The organism is Streptomyces olivochromogenes (assembly GCF_021538895.1).
GTDB classification, from domain to species: Bacteria; Actinomycetota; Actinomycetes; order Streptomycetales; family Streptomycetaceae; genus Streptomyces; species Streptomyces olivochromogenes_A.
In genome coordinates, this window is sequence record NZ_JADDRL010000004.1 from 74995 (window position 1) to 98938 (window position 23944).

Annotated in this window: 21 protein-coding genes; 11 read left to right on the forward strand and 10 right to left on the reverse strand. The window is 71.3% G+C overall.

Going from position 1 to position 23944, the window contains the following annotated elements:
* Positions 1-6 precede the first annotated feature (6 nt).
* Genes IPZ69_RS03095 through IPZ69_RS03105 form a run of 3 tightly spaced genes read right to left on the reverse strand, consistent with a single transcriptional unit; the run spans position 7 to position 3320 of the window.
* Positions 7-969, reverse strand: a complete 963-nt coding sequence (locus IPZ69_RS03095; protein ID WP_235452074.1) for a carbohydrate ABC transporter permease — start codon at positions 967-969, stop codon at positions 7-9.
* Complete coding sequence (locus IPZ69_RS03100; protein WP_235452075.1) at positions 969-2255, reverse strand: ABC transporter substrate-binding protein; 1287 nt, start codon at positions 2253-2255, stop codon at positions 969-971. Before IPZ69_RS03100 ends, IPZ69_RS03095 begins: the two co-directional genes overlap by 1 nt.
* A 45-nt stretch (positions 2256-2300) precedes the next feature.
* The gene (locus IPZ69_RS03105) at positions 2301-3320 is read right to left on the reverse strand and encodes a carbohydrate kinase family protein (protein ID WP_235452076.1); all 1020 of its coding nucleotides are present in this window, start codon (positions 3318-3320) and stop codon (positions 2301-2303) included.
* 142 nt (positions 3321-3462) lie between these two features.
* Between IPZ69_RS03105 and IPZ69_RS03110 the strand changes: the two genes are divergently transcribed.
* Genes IPZ69_RS03110 through IPZ69_RS03125 form a run of 4 tightly spaced genes read left to right on the forward strand, consistent with a single transcriptional unit; the run spans position 3463 to position 9899 of the window.
* Positions 3463-4227, forward strand: a complete 765-nt coding sequence (locus IPZ69_RS03110; protein WP_235452077.1) for a DeoR/GlpR family DNA-binding transcription regulator — start codon at positions 3463-3465, stop codon at positions 4225-4227.
* Positions 4224-5561: a 6-phospho-beta-glucosidase gene (locus IPZ69_RS03115; protein WP_235452078.1), complete on the forward strand. Its 1338-nt coding sequence runs from the start codon at positions 4224-4226 to the stop codon at positions 5559-5561. The genes IPZ69_RS03110 and IPZ69_RS03115 overlap by 4 nt, the downstream gene beginning before the upstream one ends.
* Before the next feature lie 30 nt (positions 5562-5591).
* A complete protein-coding gene (locus tag IPZ69_RS03120; RefSeq protein ID WP_235452079.1) occupies positions 5592-8645 on the forward strand; it encodes an alpha-mannosidase in 3054 nt (1017 codons plus the stop codon).
* Positions 8646-8648: 3 nt separating this feature from the next.
* Entirely contained in the window at positions 8649-9899 is a 1251-nt protein-coding gene (locus IPZ69_RS03125) for an alpha-L-fucosidase (protein WP_235452080.1), read from the forward strand.
* A gap of 234 nt (positions 9900-10133) precedes the next feature.
* On the opposite strand, the gene IPZ69_RS03130 is transcribed toward IPZ69_RS03125, so the two are convergent.
* Positions 10134-11819 (reverse strand): carbohydrate binding domain-containing protein, encoded by a 1686-nt coding sequence (locus tag IPZ69_RS03130; RefSeq protein WP_235452081.1) that lies wholly within the window; start codon positions 11817-11819, stop codon positions 10134-10136.
* Between the two features lie 163 nt (positions 11820-11982).
* Positions 11983-13143: an ATP-grasp domain-containing protein gene (locus IPZ69_RS03135; RefSeq protein WP_235452082.1), complete on the reverse strand. Its 1161-nt coding sequence runs from the start codon at positions 13141-13143 to the stop codon at positions 11983-11985.
* Between the two features lie 265 nt (positions 13144-13408).
* Here IPZ69_RS03135 and IPZ69_RS03140 point away from each other — a divergent pair, with 265 nt between their 5' ends.
* Positions 13409-14317, forward strand: coding sequence for a metallophosphoesterase family protein (locus tag IPZ69_RS03140; RefSeq protein WP_235452083.1), 909 nt, complete (start codon positions 13409-13411; stop codon positions 14315-14317).
* The gene (locus IPZ69_RS03145) at positions 14265-14948 is read left to right on the forward strand and encodes a 4'-phosphopantetheinyl transferase family protein (protein WP_235452084.1); all 684 of its coding nucleotides are present in this window, start codon (positions 14265-14267) and stop codon (positions 14946-14948) included. The genes IPZ69_RS03140 and IPZ69_RS03145 overlap by 53 nt, the downstream gene beginning before the upstream one ends.
* A 46-nt stretch (positions 14949-14994) precedes the next feature.
* Here the strand turns inward: IPZ69_RS03145 and IPZ69_RS03150 are convergent, their stop codons facing one another.
* The 3 genes from IPZ69_RS03150 to IPZ69_RS03160 all read right to left on the reverse strand — a co-directional run bounded on the left by IPZ69_RS03150 (position 14995) and on the right by IPZ69_RS03160 (position 16718).
* Positions 14995-15222: a hypothetical protein gene (locus IPZ69_RS03150; protein WP_235452085.1), complete on the reverse strand. Its 228-nt coding sequence runs from the start codon at positions 15220-15222 to the stop codon at positions 14995-14997.
* Between the two features lie 261 nt (positions 15223-15483).
* Entirely contained in the window at positions 15484-16029 is a 546-nt protein-coding gene (locus IPZ69_RS03155) for a toxin-antitoxin system, toxin component (protein WP_235452176.1), read from the reverse strand.
* 32 nt (positions 16030-16061) lie between these two features.
* Positions 16062-16718 (reverse strand): helix-turn-helix domain-containing protein, encoded by a 657-nt coding sequence (locus IPZ69_RS03160; RefSeq protein WP_235452086.1) that lies wholly within the window; start codon positions 16716-16718, stop codon positions 16062-16064.
* A gap of 232 nt (positions 16719-16950) precedes the next feature.
* On the opposite strand from IPZ69_RS03160, the gene IPZ69_RS03165 reads away from it, so the two are divergent.
* Complete coding sequence (locus IPZ69_RS03165; protein ID WP_235452087.1) at positions 16951-17625, forward strand: MmyB family transcriptional regulator; 675 nt, start codon at positions 16951-16953, stop codon at positions 17623-17625.
* 624 nt (positions 17626-18249) lie between these two features.
* Here the strand turns inward: IPZ69_RS03165 and IPZ69_RS03170 are convergent.
* Together IPZ69_RS03170 and IPZ69_RS03175 are read right to left on the reverse strand one after the other, a co-directional pair.
* Positions 18250-19026 carry a cache domain-containing protein gene (locus IPZ69_RS03170; protein WP_235452088.1) on the reverse strand — a complete coding sequence of 259 codons (777 nt, stop codon included), beginning with the start codon at positions 19024-19026 and terminating at the stop codon, positions 18250-18252.
* A gap of 37 nt (positions 19027-19063) precedes the next feature.
* Positions 19064-19819 carry a FadR/GntR family transcriptional regulator gene (locus IPZ69_RS03175; protein WP_235452089.1) on the reverse strand — a complete coding sequence of 252 codons (756 nt, stop codon included), beginning with the start codon at positions 19817-19819 and terminating at the stop codon, positions 19064-19066.
* Between the two features lie 94 nt (positions 19820-19913).
* On the opposite strand from IPZ69_RS03175, the gene IPZ69_RS03180 reads away from it, so the two are divergent.
* Genes IPZ69_RS03180 through IPZ69_RS03195 form a run of 4 tightly spaced genes read left to right on the forward strand, consistent with a single transcriptional unit; the run spans position 19914 to position 23910 of the window.
* Positions 19914-20954, forward strand: a complete 1041-nt coding sequence (locus IPZ69_RS03180) for an ABC transporter ATP-binding protein (protein WP_235452090.1) — start codon at positions 19914-19916, stop codon at positions 20952-20954.
* Positions 20955-20980: 26 nt separating this feature from the next.
* A complete protein-coding gene (locus IPZ69_RS03185; RefSeq protein WP_308407421.1) occupies positions 20981-22180 on the forward strand; it encodes an ABC transporter substrate-binding protein in 1200 nt (399 codons plus the stop codon).
* Between the two features lie 3 nt (positions 22181-22183).
* On the forward strand, positions 22184-23083 hold the full coding sequence (locus IPZ69_RS03190; protein ID WP_235452092.1) for an ABC transporter permease: 900 nt from the start codon (positions 22184-22186) through the stop codon (positions 23081-23083).
* An 11-nt stretch (positions 23084-23094) separates the two neighbouring features.
* Positions 23095-23910 (forward strand): ABC transporter permease, encoded by an 816-nt coding sequence (locus IPZ69_RS03195; RefSeq protein WP_235452093.1) that lies wholly within the window; start codon positions 23095-23097, stop codon positions 23908-23910.
* The last annotated feature ends 34 nt before the right edge of the window (positions 23911-23944 follow it).

A 23944-nucleotide genomic window follows, 5' to 3' on the forward strand; every position in this document is an offset into this window, starting at 1 on the left:
GCCTTCCTAGTCTTCGCCCCGGCGCTGCACCAGGCGCCAGTTGACGATCGAGAAGAGGATGACGACGAGGAAGATGCCCCAGGCCACGGCGGCGCCGTAGCCGAAGTCGTTGTTGTCGAAGGTCTGCTGGAAGAAGTAGAGGACCATCGTCCGGCCGGCGTGGCCGGGTCCGCCGGAGAACGTCGAGTCGTTGGCGGTCGTCTGCAGCAGCACCTGCGGTTCGGAGAAGCTCTGCAGACCGGTGACCGTCGAGACGACCAGCACGAACAGCAGCACCGGCCGCATCATCGGCAGCGTGATCCGGAAGAAGGTCTGCACGGGACCGGCACCGTCCATCCGGGCCGCCTCGTACAGCTCGCCGGGGATCGTCTGCAGTCCCGCGAGGAAGATGATCGCGTTGTAGCCGGTCCACTGCCAGGTCATCAGGGTCGCGATGGCCACCTTGATGCCCCACGGCGTGTTCAGCCACGCCACCTGGTCCAGGCCGACGGCCTGCGACAGGGCGTTCACCAGGCCGAAGTTGGTGGAGAACACCGACCCGAAGATGATCGCGACGGCCACCACCGAGGTGACGTTCGGCAGGAAGTAGGCGAAGCGGTAGACGTTCTTGAAGCGGACCGCCGAGTTGAGCATCACGGCCGTCACCATCGCCAGCAGGACCATGGGGAAGGTGGCCAGCGCCCAGATCACGACGGTGTTCCCGACCGAGCCCCAGAAGTCGCTGTCGCCCAGCAGGTACCGGTACTGGGACAGGCCCGCCCACTCCATCGGGCCGAGGCCGTCCCAGCGGTGCAGGGAGACGTAGAGCGAGAAGCCGACGGGTATCAGGCCGAAGCCGAGGAAGAGGAGGTAGAAGGGGGAGATGGCGGCGTAGAGGTGCCAGTACTTCCGCCGGCCCCGCCGGGTTCGCGCGGCGGGCGCCGACGCCGGCGCGGCGGTGGGTTTCTGCAGTGCGGGGACGGTGGCCATCAGTGGCTCACCCCCAGGTGGTCCGCTATGCGCCGGCATGTGCTCATGGCGTCCCTCCAGGCCTTCTCCGGGTCCTTGCCGAGGACGCCGACGTTCTTGATCTCGTCCTTGACGGGCTGCCCGAGCGCTACGTCGAACGGGCTGTTGTAGGCGACCGCGATCTTCCGCGCGGCGGGCCCGAAGACGTCCATCGTGACCTGGCCGCCGAAGAACGGGTCGGGCTCGCGCAGTTGCTTCAGGGCGTAGGAGGCGGGGGTGGAGGGGAAGAGTCCGGCGTCGACGAAACCCTGGGCCTGGTTGGCCGCGTCGAGGATCCAGATGATGATCTCGAAGGCCCGCTCGGGCTCCCGGCACGCCTTGGTGATCGACAGGAACGAGCCGCCGTTGTTCGAGGGCCGCACGGGCATCTGCGCCACCCGCCATCGGCCCTTGGTCTTCGGCACACCGGTCTTGATGTCGTTGGTGGCCCAGGAGGCGCCGAGCTGGCTGGGCAGCTTGCCGTCCTGGATGGCGGACAGCTGGTCCGGGGTGCCGGTGACGAGGTCCGAGACGATCCCGCGCCGCTTCGCCTCCACGGCCAGCGCCCAGGCGGCGCGCACATGTTCCTGGTCGCCGATGAAGTGGCGGTCCCGGTCGACGAACCGCTTGCCGCCCTGCTGCACCGCGTTCTCGAAGACGGCGTTGACGTCGGTGAGCAGATAGGTCCCGGGGATCCGCTTGCGGAGCTGCTCGCCGGCCCCGAAGAACTTCTCCCAGGTGTTCAACTCCCGGGAGACGTCGGCCGGTTCGTGGGGCAGTCCGGCCTTGCGGAAGACGTCGTACTGGTAGAAGTGCGCGACCGGGCCGCAGTCGATGGGGAAGCCCACCATGGTGCCGTCGTCGGCGATGCCCTGGTCCCACTTCCAGGGCAGGTACTGGCTCCTGTACTTGTCCGCGCCCAGCGTCCTGAGGTCCACGAACTGGTCGGCGTTGGGCAGGTAGGAGGCCATGTCCTCGCCCTTGAGGCCCGCGATGTCGGGGATGTGGGCACGGCCGGTCATCGTGGTGATCAGTTTGGCGCGGTAGTAGCCGCCGATCTTGACGGCCCGCAGGTCGACCGACCTGTCGTAGCGGGCCCTGGCCTTGTTGACGACGGTGTCGCCGAGACCGCCGTCCCAGTACCACAGGACCATGTTCCGGCCGGTCGAGCCGGTCGGAACGGCGCAGCCGGTCGCCAGGCCGCCGAGCGCCGTGGCGGCCGAACCGGCCAGGCCCGCGCGCAGCAGGCCTCTTCGTGAGAGCCGCACAGCTCCCACCGCCTTTCGGATCTGTTCGGGACTTACGTACGGGGATCAGTGCTGCCGGTCGGGCGGGGTGACGGGGGCGTACGTCACGGGCGGGCCCACCCGCGCGGGGATGCGGTCGGCGAGGAAGCCGTACGACCGCCGGAGCTCGGGGTCGGTCAGCGCGCGCCACCAGCGGTCCACGCCGTACCAGCCGGGGGCCGCCAGCGCTCCGCCGTGGTGCCGTACGGACAGTCCCGCCGCCAGTACCGCGAACCGCAGCCGCTCCGCCAGCGGCCAGCCGCCCAGCGAGGCCGCGACGAAGCTCGCGCCGAAGACGTCACCGGCGCCCGTGGCGTCGAGGACATCGATGTCGAGGGCCGGGACCTCCGCGTACTCGCCGGTCGTCTGGTCGACGGCGACGGCCCCGTCACCGCCGCGGGTGACCACGGCCACCGGGACGAGCTCGCAGAGCGTGCCGAGGGCCGCCACCGCGCTGTCGGTGCGCGTATAGGCCATCGCCTCGGCCTCGTTGGGGAGGAAGGCGTGGCACAGGGCCAGCTGGTCGAGCAGGTCGGTGGACCACTGTCGGCTGGGGTCCCAGCCGACGTCGGCGTAGACGTGCGTGCCGTTCGCGGCCGCCTTGGCGATCCACTCGCGCGGTTCGGCCTCGATGTGGACGAGGGCCGTGCGCGCCTCGGGCGGGTCGCCCATCAACGCGTCCTGCGAGTAGGGAGGTTCTTGGCCGTGGGTGACGAGCGCCCGGTCGTGACCGTGGGCGAGGGCGACGGTGACCGGGGTGGGCCAGCCGTCGGCGGTGCGGGAGAGGGAGAGGCCGACGCCCTCCTGTCCGTCGAGGACGTCACGGCAGTACGCGCCGTAGAAGTCGTCACCGAACACCGTGGCCAGCGAGGTGCGCAGGCCGAACCGGGAGGCGGCGACCGCCAGGTTGGCGATGCCGCCCGGCCCGCAGCCCATGCCCTTCGTCCAGATCTCCTCGCCCGGTGTGGGCGGCTTTCCCAGTCCCGTGAGGACGAGGTCGTAGAAGAGCAGCCCGGTCAGCAGCACGTCGGGCCGGTCGTCGTCCACGTGCACGTCCTCTCGCTCGGGAGAGCTCGTCAAAACTCTTCATTTCGGTGACCGGAATCGTGCGCCGCCCCCACGAGATTGGTCAATACCCGAGCAGAACTGAGCATGGATTTGATTGAAGATGACGAGTAGTGTTCATGGCGTGCTGGCAGAACGACGACATCAACTCATCCTGCGGGCCCTGCGCTCCGGTGGCCCCGCGGCCGTGACCGACCTCTCCGAGGAACTGGGCGTCAGCCCCGCCACGATCAGGCGCGACCTGGTCAAACTGGAGGAGGACGGGCTGCTCACCCGGGTGCACGGCGGCGCCGTGGCGGACGAGGGCGACCAGCCCTTCGCCGAGGTCGCCGAGGTGCGCGTACCCGAGAAGGACGCCATAGCGGTGCGCGCGGCGGGCATGGTCCGGGACGGCCAGTCGGTGCTGCTCGACATCGGCACCACCGCCTACCGCCTCGCCCGCCAGCTGCACGGCCGCCGCCTCACCGTGATCACCAGCAACCTGGTGGTCTACGAGGAGCTCGCCGACGACGAGGGCATCGAACTCGTCCTGCTCGGCGGCATGGTCCGCCGCGAGTACCGCTCCCTGGTCGGCTTCCTCACCGAGGACAACCTGCGCCAGCTGCACGCCGACTGGCTCTTCCTCGGCACCAGCGGGGTGCGGCCCGGCGGGCAGGTGATGGACACGACGGTCGTCGAGGTGCCGGTCAAGCGCGCCATGATCAAGGCGAGCAACCGGGTCGTCCTGCTCGCCGACGCCGCGAAGTTCCCGGGTACGGGTATGGCGAAGGTGTGCGGTCCCGAGGACCTGGACGTGGTGGTGACGAACGCGCCCGTGGACCCGGCGACCCGGGCCTGTCTGGAGGAGGCCGGCGTCGAGGTGGTCGTGGCGGGAAAGGTGCAAGCGTGAGACTGACGATTCTGGGCGGCGGCGGATTCCGGGTGCCGCTCGTGTACGGCGCACTGCTGACGGACCGCGCCGAGGGACGGGTGACCGAGGTCGTCCTGCACGACCTGGACGACGGCAGACTGCGCGCGGTCGCCCGTGTCCTGGCCGAACAGGCGACGGCCGTCGCCGACGCCCCCCGGGTGACCGTCACCACCGATCTCGACGAGGCGCTGCGCGGCGCCGACTTCGTCTTCTCCGCGATCCGCGTCGGCGGCCTGGAGGGCCGGGCCGCCGACGAACGCGTCGCCCTGGCGCAGGGCGTCCTCGGCCAGGAGACGGTCGGCGCTGGAGGCATCGCCTACGGACTGCGGACGGTCCCCGTGGCCGTCGACATCGCCCGGCGCGTGGCCCGGCTCGCCCCCGATGCCTGGGTCATCAACTTCACCAACCCCGCGGGCCTGGTCACCGAGGCCATGTCCCGCCACCTCGGCGAGCGGGTCATCGGCATCTGCGACTCGCCGGTCGGCCTCGGCCGCCGTATCGCCCGCGTGCTCGGCGCGCACCCGAACGAGGCGTGGATCGACTACGTCGGCCTCAACCACCTCGGCTGGGTCCGCGGCCTGCGTGTCGCCGGGCGCGACCAGCTCCCGCGCCTGCTCGCCGACGACGACCTGCTCGGCTCCTTCGAGGAGGGCAAGCTCTTCGGCGTCGACTGGCTCCGCTCGCTCGGCGCGATCCCCAACGAGTACCTGCACTACTACTACTTCAACCGGGAAGCCGTACGGGCCTACCAGCAGGCCGAGAAGACCCGCGGCGCCTTCCTGCGCGACCAGCAGGCGCGCTTCTACGCGAACGCCCGGCACGCCGACATCTCGGCCCTGGACCTGTGGGACCGCACCCGCGCCGAGCGCGAGGCCACCTACATGTCCGAGAACCGGCAGACGGCCGGCGCCGGCGAACGCGACGCCGACGACCTCTCGGGCGGGTACGAGAAGGTCGCGCTGGCGCTGATGCGGGCGATCGCGCGCGACGAGCGCGCGACGCTGATCCTGAACGTGCGCAACCGGGGCACCCTGTCGGTCCTGGACACGGACGCCGTCATCGAGGTCCCGTGCCTGGTCGACGCCAACGGCGCCCACCCCGTCGCCGTCGACCCGCTGCCCGATCACGCCACCGGACTGGTGTGCGCGGTCAAGGCCGTCGAGCGCGAGGTGCTCGCCGCCGCCGAGTCCGGTTCCCGCGCGACGGCCGTGAAGGCCTTCGCGCTGCATCCCCTGGTCGACTCCGTGAACGTGGCCCGCAGGCTCGTCGAGGGCTACACCGCCGTCCACCCCGGCCTGTCCTACCTTGCGTAAGGGCTTTCACCCCGCCTCCTGGAGACTTCCATGCACGACGAACGCCGTCGCATCGAGGAGCGCGTAGAGCGCCTCCACCACCAGCGCGTCAAGCCGGCGATCCATGCGGCCACCGTCCCCTTCGAGGTGGAGGCCTGGCAGGCTCCCGGGGAGCCGGTGTGCTTCGAGGAGGCCGCGGCCGCCCCGTACGCACCCTTCGCGATGGACACCCCCTGGGGGCCGCCCTGGGGCACCACCTGGTTCCGGATGCGCGGACAGGTGCCGGCCGATTTCGCGGGCCGGCGCGTCGAGGCCGTCATCGACCTCGGCTTCGTGGGGGACTGGCCCGGCAACCAGGCCGAGGCCCTCGTCCACCGCACGGACGGCACCCCGCTCAAGGCGGTCAACCCGCTCAACCAGTACGTGCCGATCGCCAACCCGGCCGTCGGCGGCGAGGAGATCCACTACCTGGTGGAGGCCGCCTCCAACCCCGACATCCTCGCAGGCGACTTCGCGGGCCCGACCCCCTTGGGCGACGTACTGACGGCGGGCGACCGTCCGCTCTACACCTTCCGGCGCGCCGACATCGCCGTCCTCGACGAGGAGGTCTGGCACCTCGACCTCGACCTCCAGGTGCTGCGCGAGCTGATGCTGGAGCTCGGCGAGCACGACCCGCGCCGGCACGAGATCATGCATGCCCTCGACCGGGCCATGGACCTGATCGACCTGGACGACATCTCCGGCTCGGCGGCCGAGGTGCGCACCGCCCTGAAGCCGGTCCTGTCGAAGCCCGCGCACGCGAGCGCGCACATCCTCTCCGGTGTCGGCCACGCCCACATCGACTCCGCCTGGCTGTGGCCGATCCGCGAGACCAAGCGCAAGACGTCCCGCACGTTCTCCAACGTCACGTCCCTGGCCGACGAGTACGAGGAGTTCGTGTTCGCCTGCTCGCAGGCCCAGCAGTACGAGTGGGTGCGCGACAACTACCCGCACGTGTGGGCCCGCATCCAGGAGTCCGTCAAGAAGGGCCAGTGGGCGCCGGTCGGCGGCATGTGGGTCGAGGCCGACGGCAACCTGCCCGGCGGCGAGGCGATGGCCCGCCAGCTGATCCACGGCAAGCGCTTCTTCATCGAGCACTTCGGCGTCGAGACCAAGGGCGTCTGGCTGCCGGACTCCTTCGGCTACACCGCCGCCTACCCGCAGCTGGCCAGGCTCGCCGGCAACGAGTGGTTCCTCACCCAGAAGATCTCCTGGAACCAGACCAACAAGTTCCCGCACCACACCTTCTGGTGGGAGGGCATCGACGGCACCCGCATCTTCACGCACTTCCCGCCGGTCGACACCTACAACGCCCGCTTCAGCGGCGAGGAGATGGCCCGCGCGGTGCGCAACTACCAGGAGAAGGGCGGCGCCACGCGCTCGCTGGCCCCCTTCGGCTGGGGCGACGGCGGCGGCGGTCCCACCCGCGAGATCATGGAGCGGGCCCGGCGGTTGAAGGACCTGGAGGGCTCCGCGAAGGTCGAGATCGAGCATCCCGACGCGTTCTTCGCCAAGGCGCGCGCGGAGTACCCGGACGCCCCGGTCTGGGCCGGCGAGCTCTACCTGGAGCTGCACCGCGCCACCTACACCTCCCAGGCCCGCACCAAGCAGGGCAACCGGCGCTCCGAACACCGCCTGCGCGAGGCGGAGTTGTGGGCGACGACGGCCGCCCTGCACGCGCCGGGCTACAGCTACCCGTACGAGAAGCTCGACCGGCTGTGGAAGACGGTCCTGCTGCACCAGTTCCACGACATCCTGCCCGGCTCGTCCATCGCCTGGGTGCACCGCGAGGCGGAGGCCGAATACGCCCGGGTGGCGGGGGAGTTGGAGGAGCTGACCGCCGAGGCGGTCGCCGCGTTCGGAGCCGGCGAGGCGCGGGTGTTCAACACCAGCCCGTTCGACCGCGCCGAGGTGCTCCGCACGGCCGAGGGCGCACCGGCCTATGTCGAGGTGCCCGCCGGCGGCAGCGCGCCGCAGGCGAACGCCGAGCCGCCGCGGCCGGTGACGGTCGACGGGACGGTGCTGGACAACGGGCTGGTCCGGGTGCGGGTGGCGGACGACGGAACCCTCTCCTCCGTCCTCGATCTGCGGGCGAACCGCGAGGTCCTCGCCGACAGCGGCAACCTGCTGCGCCTGCACACCGACCTGCCCAACTACTGGGACGCCTGGGACATCGACAAGCACTACCAGAACCGCTACACCGACCTGCGGGACGCCGACTCCGTCACCGTCGTCGCGGCGGACCCGCTCCTCGCCGCCGTTCGCGTCGAGCGTTCCTTCGGCAAGAGCTCCAGGATCACCCAGACGATCACCGTTCGCGCGGGCAGCCCCAGGATCGACATCGAGACCGACATCGACTGGCACGAGACCGAGAAGATCCTCAAGGCGGCCTTCCCGGTGGACCTCCGGGCGCCGCACTCCTCGGCGGAGATCCAGTTCGGCCACGTCCAGCGCCCCACCCACACCAACACCAGCTGGGAGGCGGCCCGTTTCGAGGTCTCGGGCCACCGCTGGGTGCACATCGGCGAGCCCGGCTACGGCGTCGCCGTCGTCAACGACTCGACGTACGGCCACGACGTCTCCCGCACGGTCCGCGAGGACGGCGGTACGACGACCACCGTCCGCCTCAGCCTGGTGCGCGCCCCGCGGGTCCCGGACCCTGGCGCCGACCAGGGCCGGCACCGCTTCACCTACTCCCTCCTGCCGGGCGCGAGCATCGCGGACGCGGTCGCCGAGGGCTACGCGCTGAACCTGCCGCTGCGGGTGGCCCGGGCGGCGGGCGCGCCCGCACCCGTGGTCACCGCCGACGGCGAGGGCCTGACCGTCGAGGCGGTCAAGCTGGCCGACGACCGCTCGGGCGACGTCGTCGTACGCCTCTACGAGTCCCGCGGCGGCCGGGCCCAGGGCGTGCTGCGCACCGGCTTCCCACTGGCCGGCGCCCAGGTCACCGACCTGCTGGAGCGGCCGCTGCGGGACGCGGAGCTCGACGCGGGCGATGCGGTCCCCGTGACGCTGCGCCCCTTCCAGATCCTGACCCTGCGCCTGCGGCGCGCCGGGGTGAGCTGACCCGTGCCCATGCAACCCTGGTTCACCGACGCCAAGTTGGGGATCTTCGTCCACTGGGGCGTGTACGCCGTCGACGGCGTCCAGGAGTCCTGGTCGTTCTACGACGACCTCGTGCCCTACGACCGGTACATGTCCCAGCTGGACCGCTTCACGGCCGCCCGCTACCAACCCCGCGACTGGGCGGCCCTGTTCGCCCGCGCGGGCGCCCGGTACGCCGTGCTGACCAGTCGGCACCACGACGGCGTCGCCCTGTGGGACACCGCGCACGGCGGCCTGAACGTGGGCCGCGACCTGATCGCCGGCTACGCCGACGCGCTGCGCGAGCGGGGCCTCAAGGTCGGCCTCTACTACTCGCACTCGGACTGGAGCCATCCCGACTACGCCTCCACACGGAGGCCGGGCCGCCCGCCGGAGCTGGAGGACAACCGGTACTCGGAGGTCGCCGCCGGGTTCGAGGACCCGGCCGCCTGGGAACGGTTCATCGCCTACCGCGACGGCCAGATCCGCGAGCTCACCGGCCGCTACCGGCCCGACCTGATGTGGTTCGACGGCGAGTGGGAGCGCGCCGCGGAGCAGTGGCGCATCCCCGAACTCGCCGCGCTGATCCGCTCCGAGGTGCCCGACGTCGTCCTCAACGCCCGGATGCTCGACGAGGGCGACTACGCGACACCCGAACAGGGCGCTCCCGTAGTACCGCCTGAGGGGCCCTGGGAGCTGTGCCTGACCGTCAACGACTCCTGGGGTCATCAGCACCACGACCACCACCACAAGTCGGTGGACCAGCTGATCCGTTACTTCACGGAGACGATCGGCGGCGGAGGAAATCTGCTGCTCGGCATCGGCCCGCGCGAGGACGGCACCATCCCGGACGAACAGGCCGAGCGGCTGGAGGGACTCGGGGCCTGGATACGCCGGCACGCGGACGCCGTGTACGGGACTGTGCGGGGGCTGCCCGCCGGACACCACTACGGCCCGAGCACCCTGTCCCCGGACCGCCGCACGCTGTATCTGATGCTCTTCGACGCCCCGCGCGCCGAGATCAACGTCCGCGGGCTGCTCGGTTCGGTGCGCCGGGTCACCGTGCTCGGCAGCGGTACCGAACTGGCCCACCGGGTCACCGGTGGCCTGCACGAGACTCCCGGGGTGCTGTGGATCGAGCCGCCCGCCGGGGCCGACCTCGACCCGCACGCCACGGTGCTCGCCGTCGAACTCGACGGGGAACTGGAGTTGTACCGCGGCGGGGGCCGCTTCTAGGGAATTTCATCGGGTCGGCCGGTCGCTCCCCGTGACCGCGGCCGACCGACCCGATCCCCCGTTCCCCCGTTGGTGCATCCCCCGTTGGTTGGTGCTTCCCCCGTCGGGTTTCCCCCGTGGTTCCCCCGTTCCTGGTATGGAGAGCGCCCAGTTCGCCGCCTGATACACCCTCCGCGGAAAAAAAATCCCCCCGGCCCTGAGGCCGGGGGGATCTCGGTGGTGCCGGTGCGCCGGTCAGCCGGTGAAGCCGGCCGTGATCGAGGTGAACTGCCAGTTGTTCTGGCTGATCCCGGAGCAGTTGCTCACCACGCCGCCGCCCGGGCAGGGCCGGTCGCGGTTGGCCGACCAGAACGCGAGGCGGGCGATGTGGTGGGAGTTGGCCCAGTCGCGGATCTGGGTCCAGATCGCCGGGGTGGTGTTCTCCTGCTGGTCGGACAGTCCGTTCATGCCGGATATGCCGATGTGGGAGTAGGCGGTGGCGTCGTCCCAGCCGAAGGTGGACTTCAGCTTGGCCTTCAGCCCCTCGGCCGCGTTGACGGTGTTGCCGTACATGTCCGAGCCGCCGCCGAAGTCGAACGGCATGATGGTGAAGACGTCGACGTTGGCGCCGAGCGACTGCGCCTGCTCGATGAGCCGGTTGCCGTAGTAGGTCGGGCCGGTCGTCGAGGTGCCGAAGGTGACGATGGTCTTCAGGCCGGGGTTGTTGGCCTTGACCGTCTTCAGGGCGGTCAGGATCTTCGCCTGGACGGCCTCGTTCTCGAACTCGTCCGAGTTCTCGATGTCCATGTCGATCGCCTTCAGCGAGTAGGCGTCGATCACCCTCTGCAGGGCTCCGGCGAGCGCGCTCGCGGAGGAGCAGTTGGCGCCGAGCTTGCTGCCCTGCCAGCCGCCGAACGACGGGACGATGTCACCGCCCGCGGAACGGATCTGGTTGATGGCGCTCTGGTCGACACCGCCGGTCAGCGGCCTGCTGCCGTCCCAGGCGGGAGTGCAGCCACCGGAGTCCAGCACGAACGCCATCGTGAACCACTTGATGCCCGTCGCGCTCATCACCGTGGTCGGGCTCGGCGGATCGCCCCAGCCCTCGTACAGATACGGCGCGGCCTGCTTGAAGCCGGTGCCGCCGCCACCGCCCGCGTTCGTCGTGACGCTCACGGAGTTGGAGGCCCCGGAAGTGTTGCCGGCCGCGTCGCGCGCCCGGACCGTGAAGGTGTAACCCGTGCTCGGGGACAGCCCGCTGACCGTGGCGGACGTACCGGCGACGGTCATGACGTTGTTCGACCCGCTGTAGATGTCGTACCCCGTCACCCCGACGTTGTCCGTCGAGGCGTTCCACGACAGGGAGACGCTGGACGAGGTCTTGCCCGTGGAGGTCAGGCCGGTGGGCGTGGTCGGCGCCTGGGTGTCGCCACCGCCCCCGCCGCCCGGGCCGTCCAGGTTGATGTCGTCGGCGTAGTACGTGCCCTGCGCGTACCAGCCGTGGACGTAGATGGTGGCGCTGGTCTGGGAGGCGCCGGTGGTGAACGACACCGACAGTTGGCTGTACGCCGACGGGGAGGTCGTCCACGTCGAGGCGCCGCCGTTCACGCCGAGGTACACATAGCTGCCGCGTACCCAGCCGCTCAGGCTGTAGGTGGTGTTGGGCTGGACCGCGACGGTCTGGGTGCACTGCGCGTTGTCGCTCGAAGTCACCGCCCCCGCCAGGGCCTTGGAGCCGCCGTGCACGGGGGAGGAGACGATCGAGCCGAGGTTGCCGGTGCAGGTCCAGGGGGAGAGGCCGCCCGACTCGAAGCCGGGGTTGGTCAGGATGTTGGCCGCCTGGGCCGTGCCGGGGAGGGCGAGGGCCCCGCCGAACGCGAGGGCGACGGTGCCGAGCAGGGCGAGGAGACGGCGTCTGGAACGCCGGAGTGTGTTGCGCACGCGATCTCCCTGAGGAATGGGGGTGTTCGGGAGTGCACGGATGTGCGGAGGGGGTGCGCAACCAAGTTGGTATGGACCAATCCGGGTGTCAAGGGCTGCGCCGGAATTGGTCCATACCGGTGGCCGGCCGCGCGGCCGGCCACCCGAGTGTGCGGTCGACGACCTACAGGGGCAGCGCCGGAGCCGCGGCCCCGGTCGGTGCCGACTCCACGGGCGCGGCCACGGCCGGCGCGGAGTCCGCGGGTGCGGGCACGGCCGGCAGCAGCACCTCGGTCTCCTCGATCCGCTGCGAGGGCAGCGTCACCGGCCGCACCGGCCGCGGCCCCGAGACCACCGCGTAGTCCTGGCCCAGGAACGGCGGCGCCATGACCCCCGGGTCCTCGCCCAGAGCCAACTGCACCGCCGCCCAAGGCGCGTTCACCCCGCAGAGGGACAGCTGGTGCAGGCCTCCGGCGGGCCGCGTGTTGACGTCGAGCAGCACCGGCTCGTCCTCGTACATCCGGAACTGGATGTTGGACAGGTAGTGCAGCCCGAAGCCCTCGGCGATCAGCCGCGCCGGCTCCAGCCACCGCTCGTGCAGGGTGAACCCGCGACGGCGGCCGTTCTTGGTGCGGCCCACGGCCAGCCGGATCCGGTTGTCCGGGCCGGTCAGGCAGTCCACCGACACCTCCGGCTCCGCCAGGCGCGGCATCACCAGCCAGTCCACCGGGTGGTCGGCCTGCCTGAGCGCCTCGACGACCAGGTCGAGCTGGACGTACGGGCCGGGGAACCCGCTGAGGTGGAGGAGCGAGAAGGGTGCGCGTGTGATCACCCGGAAGCCCACGCCGCCGGCGCCGGCCGCGGGCTTGAAGCACGCCTTGTGTCCCGCCGCCTCCAACTCCTCGACGGCCGCGACGAGTTCGTCGGCCGTCCGGACCCGCCACCACGGCGGCACCGGGACCCCGACCGAGCGGACCGCCTCGTAGGCCGTGGCCTTGTCCTCGAAGACGGCCACCGCCTGCGGCGTCGGCGCCAGCAGCGCCGTACCGACCGCCTCGAAGTCGGCCCGGTGCGCCACGATCGCCGCCTGGTGCAGCCGGGGCACGAACACGTCGATGCCACGCCGTACGCACTGGTCCAGCGCGTACTCCATGTACGCGGCCGGGGACAGGCCCTCGGGCTCCAGGTCCGCGGTGTCGGCGGCGGCCAGCACGGGGGAGTCGGGGTCGCCGTGCGTCGCATGGATCTCGACCGCCCGATCGCTCGGATTTCTCCGCAGCTGATCCAGGAAGAACACGTTCTCCGCGTACGTGCGGTTGAGCCAGACGCGTACGCCAGAGAGCATGCAGGCCGCCTTTCGGGGAAATGCGGGCAGGACTCGGCGGCCCGTGCCCGGGCAGGGTGGTGTGGAGGGACACCAAACCGCCCTGTCGAAAGGGAAGTTCATGGCGGTGGTGTTGGGGCGATCATACGGGTTTCAAGGGCCTCGTCGTGCAACGCGTGTGTTACGGATTTCCCACCGGCAGGCGACCCGCCGTCCGGGTTTCCCCTTGTTCGGCGACCGTGGATGTGTTCTCGTGTTGCCATTGGGTGATCGGAAGGGGCGACGGGTGGAATCGACGGCCGGCGGTGCCGGACAGTTGCTGGCCATCAGCGACCTGCACATCGCGTACGCCGAGAACCGCGCGCTCGTCGAGCGGATGCGCCCCGAGACCCCCGACGACTGGCTGATCGTGGCCGGAGACGTCGCGGAGACCGCGGCCGACGTCCGCTGGGCCCTCCAGACGCTCTCCGCGCACTTCCGCAAGGTCCTGTGGGTCCCCGGCAACCACGACCTGTGGACCCACCCGAAGGACCCCGTCACCCTGCGCGGCGCCTCCCGCTACGAGCACCTGATCCATGTGTGCCGGGAGCTGGGCGTGGTCACCCCCGAGGACCCCTACCCCGTGTGGCACGGCCCCGGCGGTCCGGTGGTCGTGGCCCCGCTGTTCCTCCTGTACGACTACTCCTTCCTGCCGACCGGCTGTTCCACCAAGGAGGAGGGCCTCGCCTACGCGCACGGCACCGGCATCGTGTGCAACGACGAGTACCTGCTGCACCCCGACCCCTACCCCTCCCGCGAGGCCTGGTGCCACGCCCGGGTCGCCGAGACCGAGCGCCGGCTCGCCGAACTGCCGCCCGAGCTGCCCACCGTCCTGATCAACCACTATCCGCTGGACCGGCACCCGACCGACGTCCTGTGGCACCCCGAGTTCGCCATGTGGTGCGGCACCGCCCTCACCGCCGACTGGCACCGCAGATTCCGCGTCGCCACCATGGTCTACGGTCATCTCCACATCCCGCGGACCACCTGGCACGACGGCGTCCGCTTCGAAGAGGTGTCCGTGGGATATCCCCGCGAGTGGCGCAAGCGTCCGGAGCCCCCGGGCAGACTGCGTCGTATTCTGCCGATGGAGGTCGGATCCGGTGATCGAGGAGCTACTCCCGGACTCGGTCGTCGCCGTGGAACTGCACGGTGACGACGCGATCCAGGACGCCCCGCTCTACCCCGAGGAGGAGGCGCTCATGGCCCGGGCCGTGGCCAAGCGCCGCCGTGAGTTCTCTTCCGTGCGCGCCTGCGCCCGGCGTGCCATGGAGAAGCTCGGAGTACCCGCCCAGCCCGTGGTGACCGGCGAGAGCGGGGCCCCGCGCTGGCCGGCCGGCCTGGTCGGCAGCATGACCCACAGCGACGGCTACTGCGCCGCCGCCCTGGTCCGCGCCACCGACCTGGCCTCCCTCGGCATCGACGCCGAACCCGACGAGCCGCTCCCCGAGGACGTCGTCTCCTACGTCTTCCTGCCCGCGGAGAACGAGCGGCTGCGCCTGCTGGAGGCGCGGAGTCCCGACGTCCACTGGGACCGGATCCTGTTCAGCGCCAAGGAGTCCGTCTACAAGGCGTGGTTCCCCCTCACCGGACAGTGGCTCGACTTCGGCGAGGCCGACATCGAGCTGAGCGCGGACCCCGGCGAGCGGCGGCGGGGGACCCTGCGCGCCGAACTCCTCGTCCCCGGCCCCCAGGTGGGCGGCAGCCGCCTCCAGCGCTTCGAGGGCCGGTGGAGCGTGCAGCGCGGCGTCGTGACCACGGCGGTCGTCGTGCCGCACGCCGCCTGAGCGCCGGGCCCCGGTCCGGGTCCGGGTCCGCGGGCACCGGCCGGGCTCAGGTGCTCGGGCACCAATGGCGCAGCAGCCGGAAGAACTCCTCCTCGTTGCCCGACAGCCCCGCCCGCGCGAGGGCCCGGTCAGCCTCGGCGAGCACGGCGGGCGGGACGAGGGCGGGCCGGCCGCCGTCGGGTGGGCCGTCGAAGGCGGCGCGCACGGTATGCAGCAGGCGCAGATAGGCCTGTACGGCGGTGCGCTCACGGTCGGTCAGTACGGCGGTGGGCATCGTCGGCTCTCCCCTGTCGGCATCTCGGTCGCGCGCCCGCACGGCGCGTACCTCCAGCTTGCCGCCCACCACTGACAACGCCCTTTCTCCCGCGCTCTCGGCTTCGCCCGACCGGGGGGAGCGCGAGGGGAGCGCATCGGGTCGCTTCGCACGCTCGGCGCGGGCGGGAGCGCGGCTAAACCCCGTGGCGGAGCGACACGATGCGGGCCGACCCCGATCCCGGCTCCGTTCCTGGCCCCGGTCCTGGCCCTGGGGCGGGGCTCAGCCCTGCGGCCCCAGATAGCCCAGCGACGCCTCGATGCGCCCCGCCAGATGGTCCCGCTGCACGGGGCCGCGCACGGACGAACCCGCAAGCCAGGTACGGCACTTGCTGGCGAGAAGCAGGCCGAAGGTCTCGGCCTCGCGTTCCTCGTCGAGGTCGAAGCGGGTCCGCGCGGCGACCTTGTGGATGGTGGCCTGGAGGGCGTCCTGGTCGGTGTCGTCGCTCAGCAGGCGGGTGGCGACGCCGACGCCGACACCGTCGACGTGGTGGCCGCAGTGGTCCGCCTTCATGTGCCACAGCTCGTGGCCGAGGATCACCAACTGATGGTCGGGCGCGGTGCGTTCCTCGACGACGATCAGGTCACGGTCGGCCATGTCGAGCCACAGCCCGCTCGCGGTGCCGATCGGGAAGACGGCCGTACGGAACAGGACCGGGCGGCCGCGGCGGCGGCTCATCCCGTCGCACAGCGCCGCGTACAGGTCCTGCGGCCGGGCCGGCGCGGGCAGCGTCAGCTCTCCGACGAGCTCACCGCTCAGCCTCCGCATGTCCTTACCGATGCCCACAGTCCTCCCCCGGGTCACGACTCGGGTCGCTTGACGCTCTCCAGAAGCATGTCCAGCCACTCCGCGACCTTGTCCCGGTGCTGGTCGGTGGGCAGCTGTGCGGCCCGCCAGGCGATCCCGCGGACGCCGTGGTCCTGGAGCAGCCGCTCCAGCGGGTCCTGCGCGGCCGACGCCGCCGCCCGCTCCCGGTCGGCGAGCTTCTGCAGGAGCTCCTGCTCGGTGCGCTGCAGCGCGCCCGCGAGGGCCTCGGGGTCCTCCGCCGTGAGGAAACCGGCGTGCACGCGGAAGAAACGCTGGAGGGCGTCGCAGTGCTCCATGGTGGGGCGCCGGTCGCCGTTGATAAGGGCGCCGGCCTGCTGCCGGGACATGCCCGCGCCGTCGGCGATCTCCTGCTGGGTGTACCGGCGGCCGTTGGGCTTGAGCCGGGTGCGCCGCAGCAGGTCGAGGCGCTGCAGGAAGCGGGCCTGTACGTCGGGCTCGCCCGCCGGGCGGCCGCTCAGCAGGGCCCGGACGACGGGCTCGGGGACGCCACAGGCGACGGAGAGCCGCCCGACGTCGAAGACCTCGGCGTGCGGGACGCCGAGCCGGTCGGCGAGCGCGGTGACGCGGGCGACGACGGCAGGTATCTGGGCGGTCGCCGTGGCGCCCGGATCCGCGTAGCCATCGGTCACCGACAGAACTCCTACGTCTCTCAGAGGAATCAGCGCCTTCTCACAAGCGGTTCCCGTGAACTTCCCGGAGAGTAGCGGGTGCTTCGAACTCACATCCAGGTCTCGCCACAACTGTGGCCAATTTCAGCCGTCAACAGGCATGAAATGCCACGATAGTTGACATGACTCTTGTTGGAGCAGCAGGATCACAACGCCGCGTGAAGGCCGCATAGGCAAGAGGGGTGACCTCCCGATGGCATATCAGGCAGGTGGGCAGCGGCCGGCGCCGCGGCCCGTGCCCGAGGGTCTTGAGGCCCAGGCGTATCTCCAGGACTACGCCACGTTGCTGGAGGCTGTGCCCTTCCCGTCCGTCGTGTTCGACCACCGCTGGGACGTGGTGCTGGCGAACAGCGCGTTCGAGACACTTTTCCGTGGCGTCGGCCCGCATCCCACGGCCATGCCGTGCGACAACTTCCTGCGGTTCGTCCTGTTCCACCCCGACGCGGGGCGGGTGCTCGGCGAGCACGAGGCGCGCTGGTGCCTGCCGATGCTCGCGGCGTTCAAGTCCGCGGTCGAGCGGTACGGCCACGATCTCGAACTGCAGGCGATCCGCCGGGAGATCGCCCAGGACCCGATCATGGAGGCCGCCTACCGGCAGGGTCTGCCGCACTGGATCCGCGTGGTCGGCGAGGACGCTGCCGCGGAGCACGACGGCGCGGTCCGCCCGCTGCTGCACCCCGACCCGCGCTGGGGTGCCACCGAGTGCCGGGTGGTCGGTGAGACGCCGCGGATGCTGGAGGCCATGGGCTACACGCGCCTGACGTTCGTCCTGCGCGACGCGCGCCGCCCCGCCGCGGCCCCGCGTCGCCCCCGGCGCCTCGCGGGCGCCGCCACGCACCTGACCGTCGTACCGACACCGGAGGCCTGACCCGGCACCGCCGGCGTTCAGGTCGCCGACGGCGCCGGGCCGGCCGCGGACGCGCACCCCGGCCCACCGGCTTGGCGTGCCGCCCACGCGACTTGGCCGACCGTCAGGCCCTGCCGCCGTGGCTCGGAAGCAGGTTGTCGTGTTGCTGTGAGTCCGTCGCCTCGGTGCCCGGCGGGTTGCCCCGGCTCGGAGCCCGTCGTCGTGTTGCTGTCGGTCCGGTGCTTCGGTGCTCCGCTGGTTGTCGTGACCCGCGGCCTGTTGGTACGCGTCCGGCGGGTTGCCCCGGCTCGGAGCCCGTCGCCGCGCCGCCCGGTCCGTCGCCTCGGCGTTCAGCCCATTGCCACGATCCGCCGCCCGCCGGCAGGCGCTGCGCGTTGTCGTGCCCGGTGTCTGTCGGGCGCGCCCGGCACCCGTCGTCGCGGCTCGGAGCCCGTCACCGCGCCGCCCGGCACACCGCCTCGGCGCGCTGCCCGTTGCCACGATCCGCTGCCTGCCTGCCTGCCTGCCTGCCTGCCTGCCGGCAGGCGCTGCGCCTTGCCGTGCCCCGCCGCTTCTCGGGCGCGCCCGGCCCGTGCTCGCGGCTCGGAGCCCCTCGTCGCGTCGCCCGGTCCGTCGCCGCGGCGTTCAGGCCGTCGTCACGACCAGGACCAGCGGCACGCTCGGGCACGGCACCAGGCGTAGGGGGCCGAACGTCTTCGTGCGGGCCCGTTCCAGTACGGCGCCGAAGTCCGGGCCCTTTGTCAGGGAGCCGGCCAGGTGGGCCGGGTCCGCGGAGGCTGCCACCCGGCCGCGGGCGTTGACCAGGTGGGCGGGGCCGGGCAGCTCGCGGAGCAGGGGCAGTGCGGCCGCCTCGAAGTGCCGCAGGTATATGTCTGCCGCGGCCACGCCCACGAAACGGCCCGCCACCTCCACCGGCGCGGACAGGGTCAGGCTGTACTCGTCGGAGCAGAGGTAGTCGACGTACGGGCCGGCCACCGCCCGCCGCCCGGTGTCCCGGGGCAGGGCGAACCAGTCCCAGTGCGTGTAGTCCGAGTACGCCGACCGCTCCGGGTCGAGGTCCGGCAGCAGCGGCCGTACATCCCCGTCGGCGGTCGTCTGCCACCACTCCAGCCAGGCCGGCACGTCGCCCAACAGCCCCGGCGCGGCGATGAAACCCACCCCGGAGACCAGTTCCTGCCGGGCCAGCCGCAGATGCAGCCCCGGACGCAGCGCGGCCAGGTCGGCCGAGGCGGGCGCGCGGCCCTGCTCGCTCACCCGGGCCAGCAGCGCGGCCGTCTCGGCGCGGGTCTGCGCGACGGCGGCGAAGACGGCTTCCAGGGCGTCGCCCACCCGGGACGCGACGCGTTCCTCGGTCGACGCGTCGAGCGTCGTGGTGCCGCCAGGACCTGGGCTGCTGCGCATGGCGCCCTCCAGCGGACGGGGACCGAAGCGGCGCTTCCTACAGGGTCAGGCGCAACGCGATGAGCCGCGCCGTCGACTCCTGGACGCACCGTTCGGCCAGCGTACGGGCCGATTCGTGGGCCCCATCCTGCACGGCCGAGATCACGGACCGGTGACGGTCCGCCACTTCTTCACGATATGTGTCGTCCCCGAGCACGAGACACAGCAGCGCCCCGACCTCCGTCTGCAACGCGACCTGTTCCCGGGTGAGCCGCGCGGACTGGGCGGCCGCCGCCAGCTCCACATGGAACCGGCCGTACACCCGGCCGCGCGCCGCCGCGTCCCCGGCGTGCGCCAACTCCTCGGCACTGCGGCGCAGCTGCGCGAGGTCGTCCGGCTCCGTGCGCTCGGCCGCGAGCCGGGCCGCCGCGCCCGACAGGGCGGCCCAGTGGTCGCCGAGGTCGCGCAGCTCCTCGGTGCTCCAGCCGCGCAGCCGGACCTTGAGCCGCTCCTCGCCGGGGACGTCGGGCAGCGAGACGAAGCTGCCGCCGCCGCGGCCCCGGCGGGTGACGACCAGCCCTTGCTGGCGCAGTGCCATGAGCGCCTCCCGCAGCGTCACCGTGGACACGCCGAGCTGCCCGGCGAGCTCGCTCTCGCCGGGCAACTGCTCCCCGTCGGCGAGCAGCCCGAGCTCTATGGCGTCGCCCAGCCGGTGGACGACCGTTTCGACGCGGGCACGGTTGTCCACCGGCGTGAAGATGGCTCTGCGGGCCCCGCCGTCAGTGGGTTGCTTCACGGCCACCACCTTCCACATTGACTCAAGCTTTACCCTAAGGGGGCCTTGAGCTTTGAACTATGACTTCATATCTTTCCCGATAACGACAGCGAGTGCCAGAAAGGTTCCCGCCATGGAGGGAAGCGCGATCCGGCTACAGGATCTGCGGAAGTCGTTCGGTGAGACGACAGCGGTGGCCGGGGTCGACCTGGAGATCAGGGACGGGGAGTTCTTCTCCATGCTCGGCCCGTCCGGCTCGGGCAAGACGACCGTGCTGCGGCTGATCGCCGGCTTCGAGACCCCGAGCGGGGGCCGGGTCGAGCTCGCCGGTCAGGAGGTCACCGGCCTCGCCCCGTTCGAGCGGGACGTGCACACCGTCTTCCAGGACTACGCCCTCTTCCCGCACATGACGGTGGAGCAGAACGTTGCCTACGCCCTCAAGGTCCGCAAGGTGCCCAAGGCCGAACGCCTCGTCCGCGCCCGCAAGGCCCTCGCCGAGGTCCGCCTCGACGGCTACGGCAGGCGGCGCCCCGCCCAGCTCTCCGGCGGCCAGCGCCAGCGCGTCGCCCTCGCCCGCGCCCTCGTCGGCCGCCCCCGCGTGCTGCTGCTCGACGAACCCCTCGGTGCCCTCGACCTCAAGCTGCGCGAGCAGATGCAGGTCGAGCTGAAGGCGCTCCAGCGCGAGGTCGGCATCACCTTCGTCCTGGTCACCCACGACCAGGAGGAGGCCCTGACGATGAGCGACCGCATAGCGGTCTTCCACCAGGGCCGCATCGAGCAGGTCGGCACCCCCGCCGAGATCTACGAGCGTCCGGCGTCCGCGTTCGTCGCGTCCTTCGTCGGCACCTCGAACCTCCTGACCGGCGAGTCCGCCCAGCGCGTCGTCGGCACCGCGGGCACCTACAGCATCCGGCCCGAGAAGATCCGGGTGCTCAAGGAGTCCGCCGTCGCCGACGAGCCCGAGCACGCCACCGCCACGGGCACCGTCGCCGAGGTCGTCTACCTGGGCGACGCCACCCGCCTGCTGGTCGACCTCGACGCCGGCGGCCGCCTGACCGCACTCCAGCAGAACCTGGAGACCTCCGCCGAGGACGTCGCCGCCTACCGCGGCACCCGCGTCCGCCTGCAATGGCACCGCCGCCACACCGTGCGGGTCCCCGACGACGTCCGCTGACCCCCTCGTCACCCATGGAGAACGCCGTGCGCCTCACCCGAACCCTGCCGGGCGCGACAGCAGCCGCGCTGCTGCTCGTCGCCGCCACCGCCTGCGGCTCCGCCGACTCCGGCGGCTCCTCGGCCACCGGCCTCAATCCCCCCGACCTGAAGGCGCAGTCGACGCTCGGCAAGACCGAGGGCCAGGTCAACCTGATCGCCTGGGCCGGCTATGTCGAGGACGGCTCCAACGACCCCAAGGTGAACTGGGTCGGCGACTTCGAGAAGCAGACCGGCTGCCAGGTCAACTCCAAGGTCGCGGCCAGCTCCGACGAGATGGTCAAACTGATGAAGACGGGCCAGTACGACGCCGTGTCGGCCTCCGGCGACGCGTCCCTGCGCCTCATCGCCTCCGGCGACGCCGCCCCCGTCAACACCGGCCTCGTACCGAACTACAAGGACGTCTTCAGCGGCCTGAAGAACGGGGCCTGGAACTCCGTCGACGGACGGATGTACGGCATCCCGCACGGCCGGGGCGCCAACCTGCTGATGTACAACACCGAGAAGGTCACGCCCGCGCCCACCTCCTGGGCGGCCGTCTTCGACGACGCGTCGAAGCAGCAGGGGCACGTCACCGCGTACGACTCGCCGATCTACATCGCCGACGCGGCTCTGTATCTCAAGGCGACCAAGCCGGAGTTGAAGATCAAGGACCCCTACGCGCTGGACCAGAAACAGTTCGACGCGGCCGTGGCCCTGCTGAAGAAGCAGAACGCGAACATCGGCGAGTACTGGAGCGACTACCTCAAGGAGGTCTCCGCCTTCAAGAGCGGCGACTCCGTGGTCGGCACCACCTGGCAGGTCATCGCCAGCCTCACCGCCGACGAGGGCGCCAAGGTCAAGGCCTTCGTACCGAAGGAGGGTTCGACCGGCTGGTCGGACACCTGGATGCTGTCCGCGAAGGCCAAGCACCCGAACTGCGCCTACAAGTGGATGGACTGGATCATCTCGCCGAAGGTGAACGCCCAGGTCGCCGAGTACTTCGGCGAGGCCCCCGCGAACGCCAAGGCCTGCGCGCAGACCAGCGACAAGAACTTCTGCGCCACCTACCACGCCAGTGACGAGGGCTACTGGAAGAACATCGCCTTCTGGAACACGCCCATCGAGCAGTGCCTGGACGGCCGCACCGACGTCAAGTGCGTGCCGTACGCGAAGTGGGTGCAGGCCTGGACCGAGATCAAGGGCTGAGCCATGACCGTCGTCGCGCAGACCGCCGGACGGCGCCCCACGGGCACCGTCCGGCGGCTCGCCGGGCAGCTGCACCGCCGTCCCCGGCTCAGACTCGCCCTGCTGCTCACCGCCCCGCTGCTGTGGCTCGCCGTGCTCTACCTCGGCTCGCTGACGGTCCTGTTCGTCTCCGCGTTCTGGACGACGAACTCCTTCACCTCCGAGGTGGTGAAGGTCTGGTCGACCGACAACTTCCACGCCCTGTTCACCACCCCCGTCTACCGCCAGGTGATCCTGCGCAGCATCGGCGTGGCCCTCGCGGTCACCGTCCTGTGCGCCGTGATCGCCTTCCCGGTCGCCTTCTACACGGCCCGCGTCGCCCGGCCGAAGTGGCGCCCGCTGCTCGTGGTCGCGATCCTCACCCCGCTGTGGGCCAGCTACCTGGTCAAGGTGTACGCCTGGCGGCTGATCCTGTCCGAGGGCGGGCTCGCCGACTGGATGCTGAAGCCGTTCGGGCTGAGCGGCCCCGGGTTCGGGCTCCCGGCCACCGTCCTGACGCTGACGTACCTCTGGCTGCCGTACATGATCCTGCCGGTCCACACGGCCCTGGAGCAGCTGCCCGCCAACCTGCTCGACGCGTCGGCGGACCTGGGCGCCCGGCCCGGCCGGACCTTCCGGTCCGTCGTCCTGCCCATGGTCCTGCCGTCGGTCGCCGCCGGTTCGGTCTTCACGTTCTCGCTCAGCCTCGGCGACTACATCACCGTGCAGATCGTGGGCGGCAAGACGCAGCTGATCGGCAACCTCGTCTACTCCAACATCGAACTCAACCTGCCCATGGCCGCCGCCCTCGGCACGGTCCCGGTCGTCGTCATCGTGGTGTACCTGCTGGCGATGCGCCGCACGGGCGCCCTGAGCAGCCTGTAGAGGAGCCGACCGTGCAACTCTCCCGTTCCGCGCGCCTCGCGCTGCGCGTCGCCGCCGGGTTCGGCTTCGCGGTGATCTACGTGCCGCTGCTGCTGGTCCTCGTCAACTCCCTGAACCCGGACCGCAGCGCGAGCTGGCCGCCGCCCGGACTGACCCTGCACTGGTGGTCGGTGGCCCTGGACAACGCGGGCGCGCGGGAGGCGCTGTGGGTGTCGGTCAAGGCGGGACTGGGCGCCACCGCCATCGCGCTGGTCCTCGGCACGCTGATCGCCTTCGCGGTGGCCCGGCACCGGTTCTTCGGCCGCGACGCGATCTCCTTCGTGGTGGTCCTGCCGATCGCGCTGCCCGGCATCGTCACCGGCATCGCGCTCAACTCCGCGTTCGGCACGGTCCTCGCGCCGCTCGGCGTGGGCCTCGGGCTGTTCACCGTGATCGTCGGCCACGCCACGTTCTGCATCGTGGTCGTCTTCAACAACGTCGTCGCGCGCCTGCGCCGTACCGCCGGCTCGTACGAGGAAGCCGCGATGGACCTGGGCGCGGACACCTTCCGCGCCTTCGTCGACGTCACCTTCCCGCTGGTGCGTTCGGCGCTGCTCGCCGGCGGGCTGCTCGCCTTCGCGCTCTCCTTCGACGAGATCGTGGTGACCACGTTCACCGCCGGGCCCGGCATCGAGACCCTGCCCATCTGGATCTTCAACAACATGACCCGCCCACAGCAGGCCCCGGTGGTGAACGTCGTCGCCGCCGTCCTGGTCCTGCTCTCCGTGATCCCGATCTACCTGGCCCAGCGCCTGTCGTCGGACACGGCGACCGGGAGCCGGGTGTAGCGGACGCGCGGCCGCCGCCGTCGTTCCTCGCCGT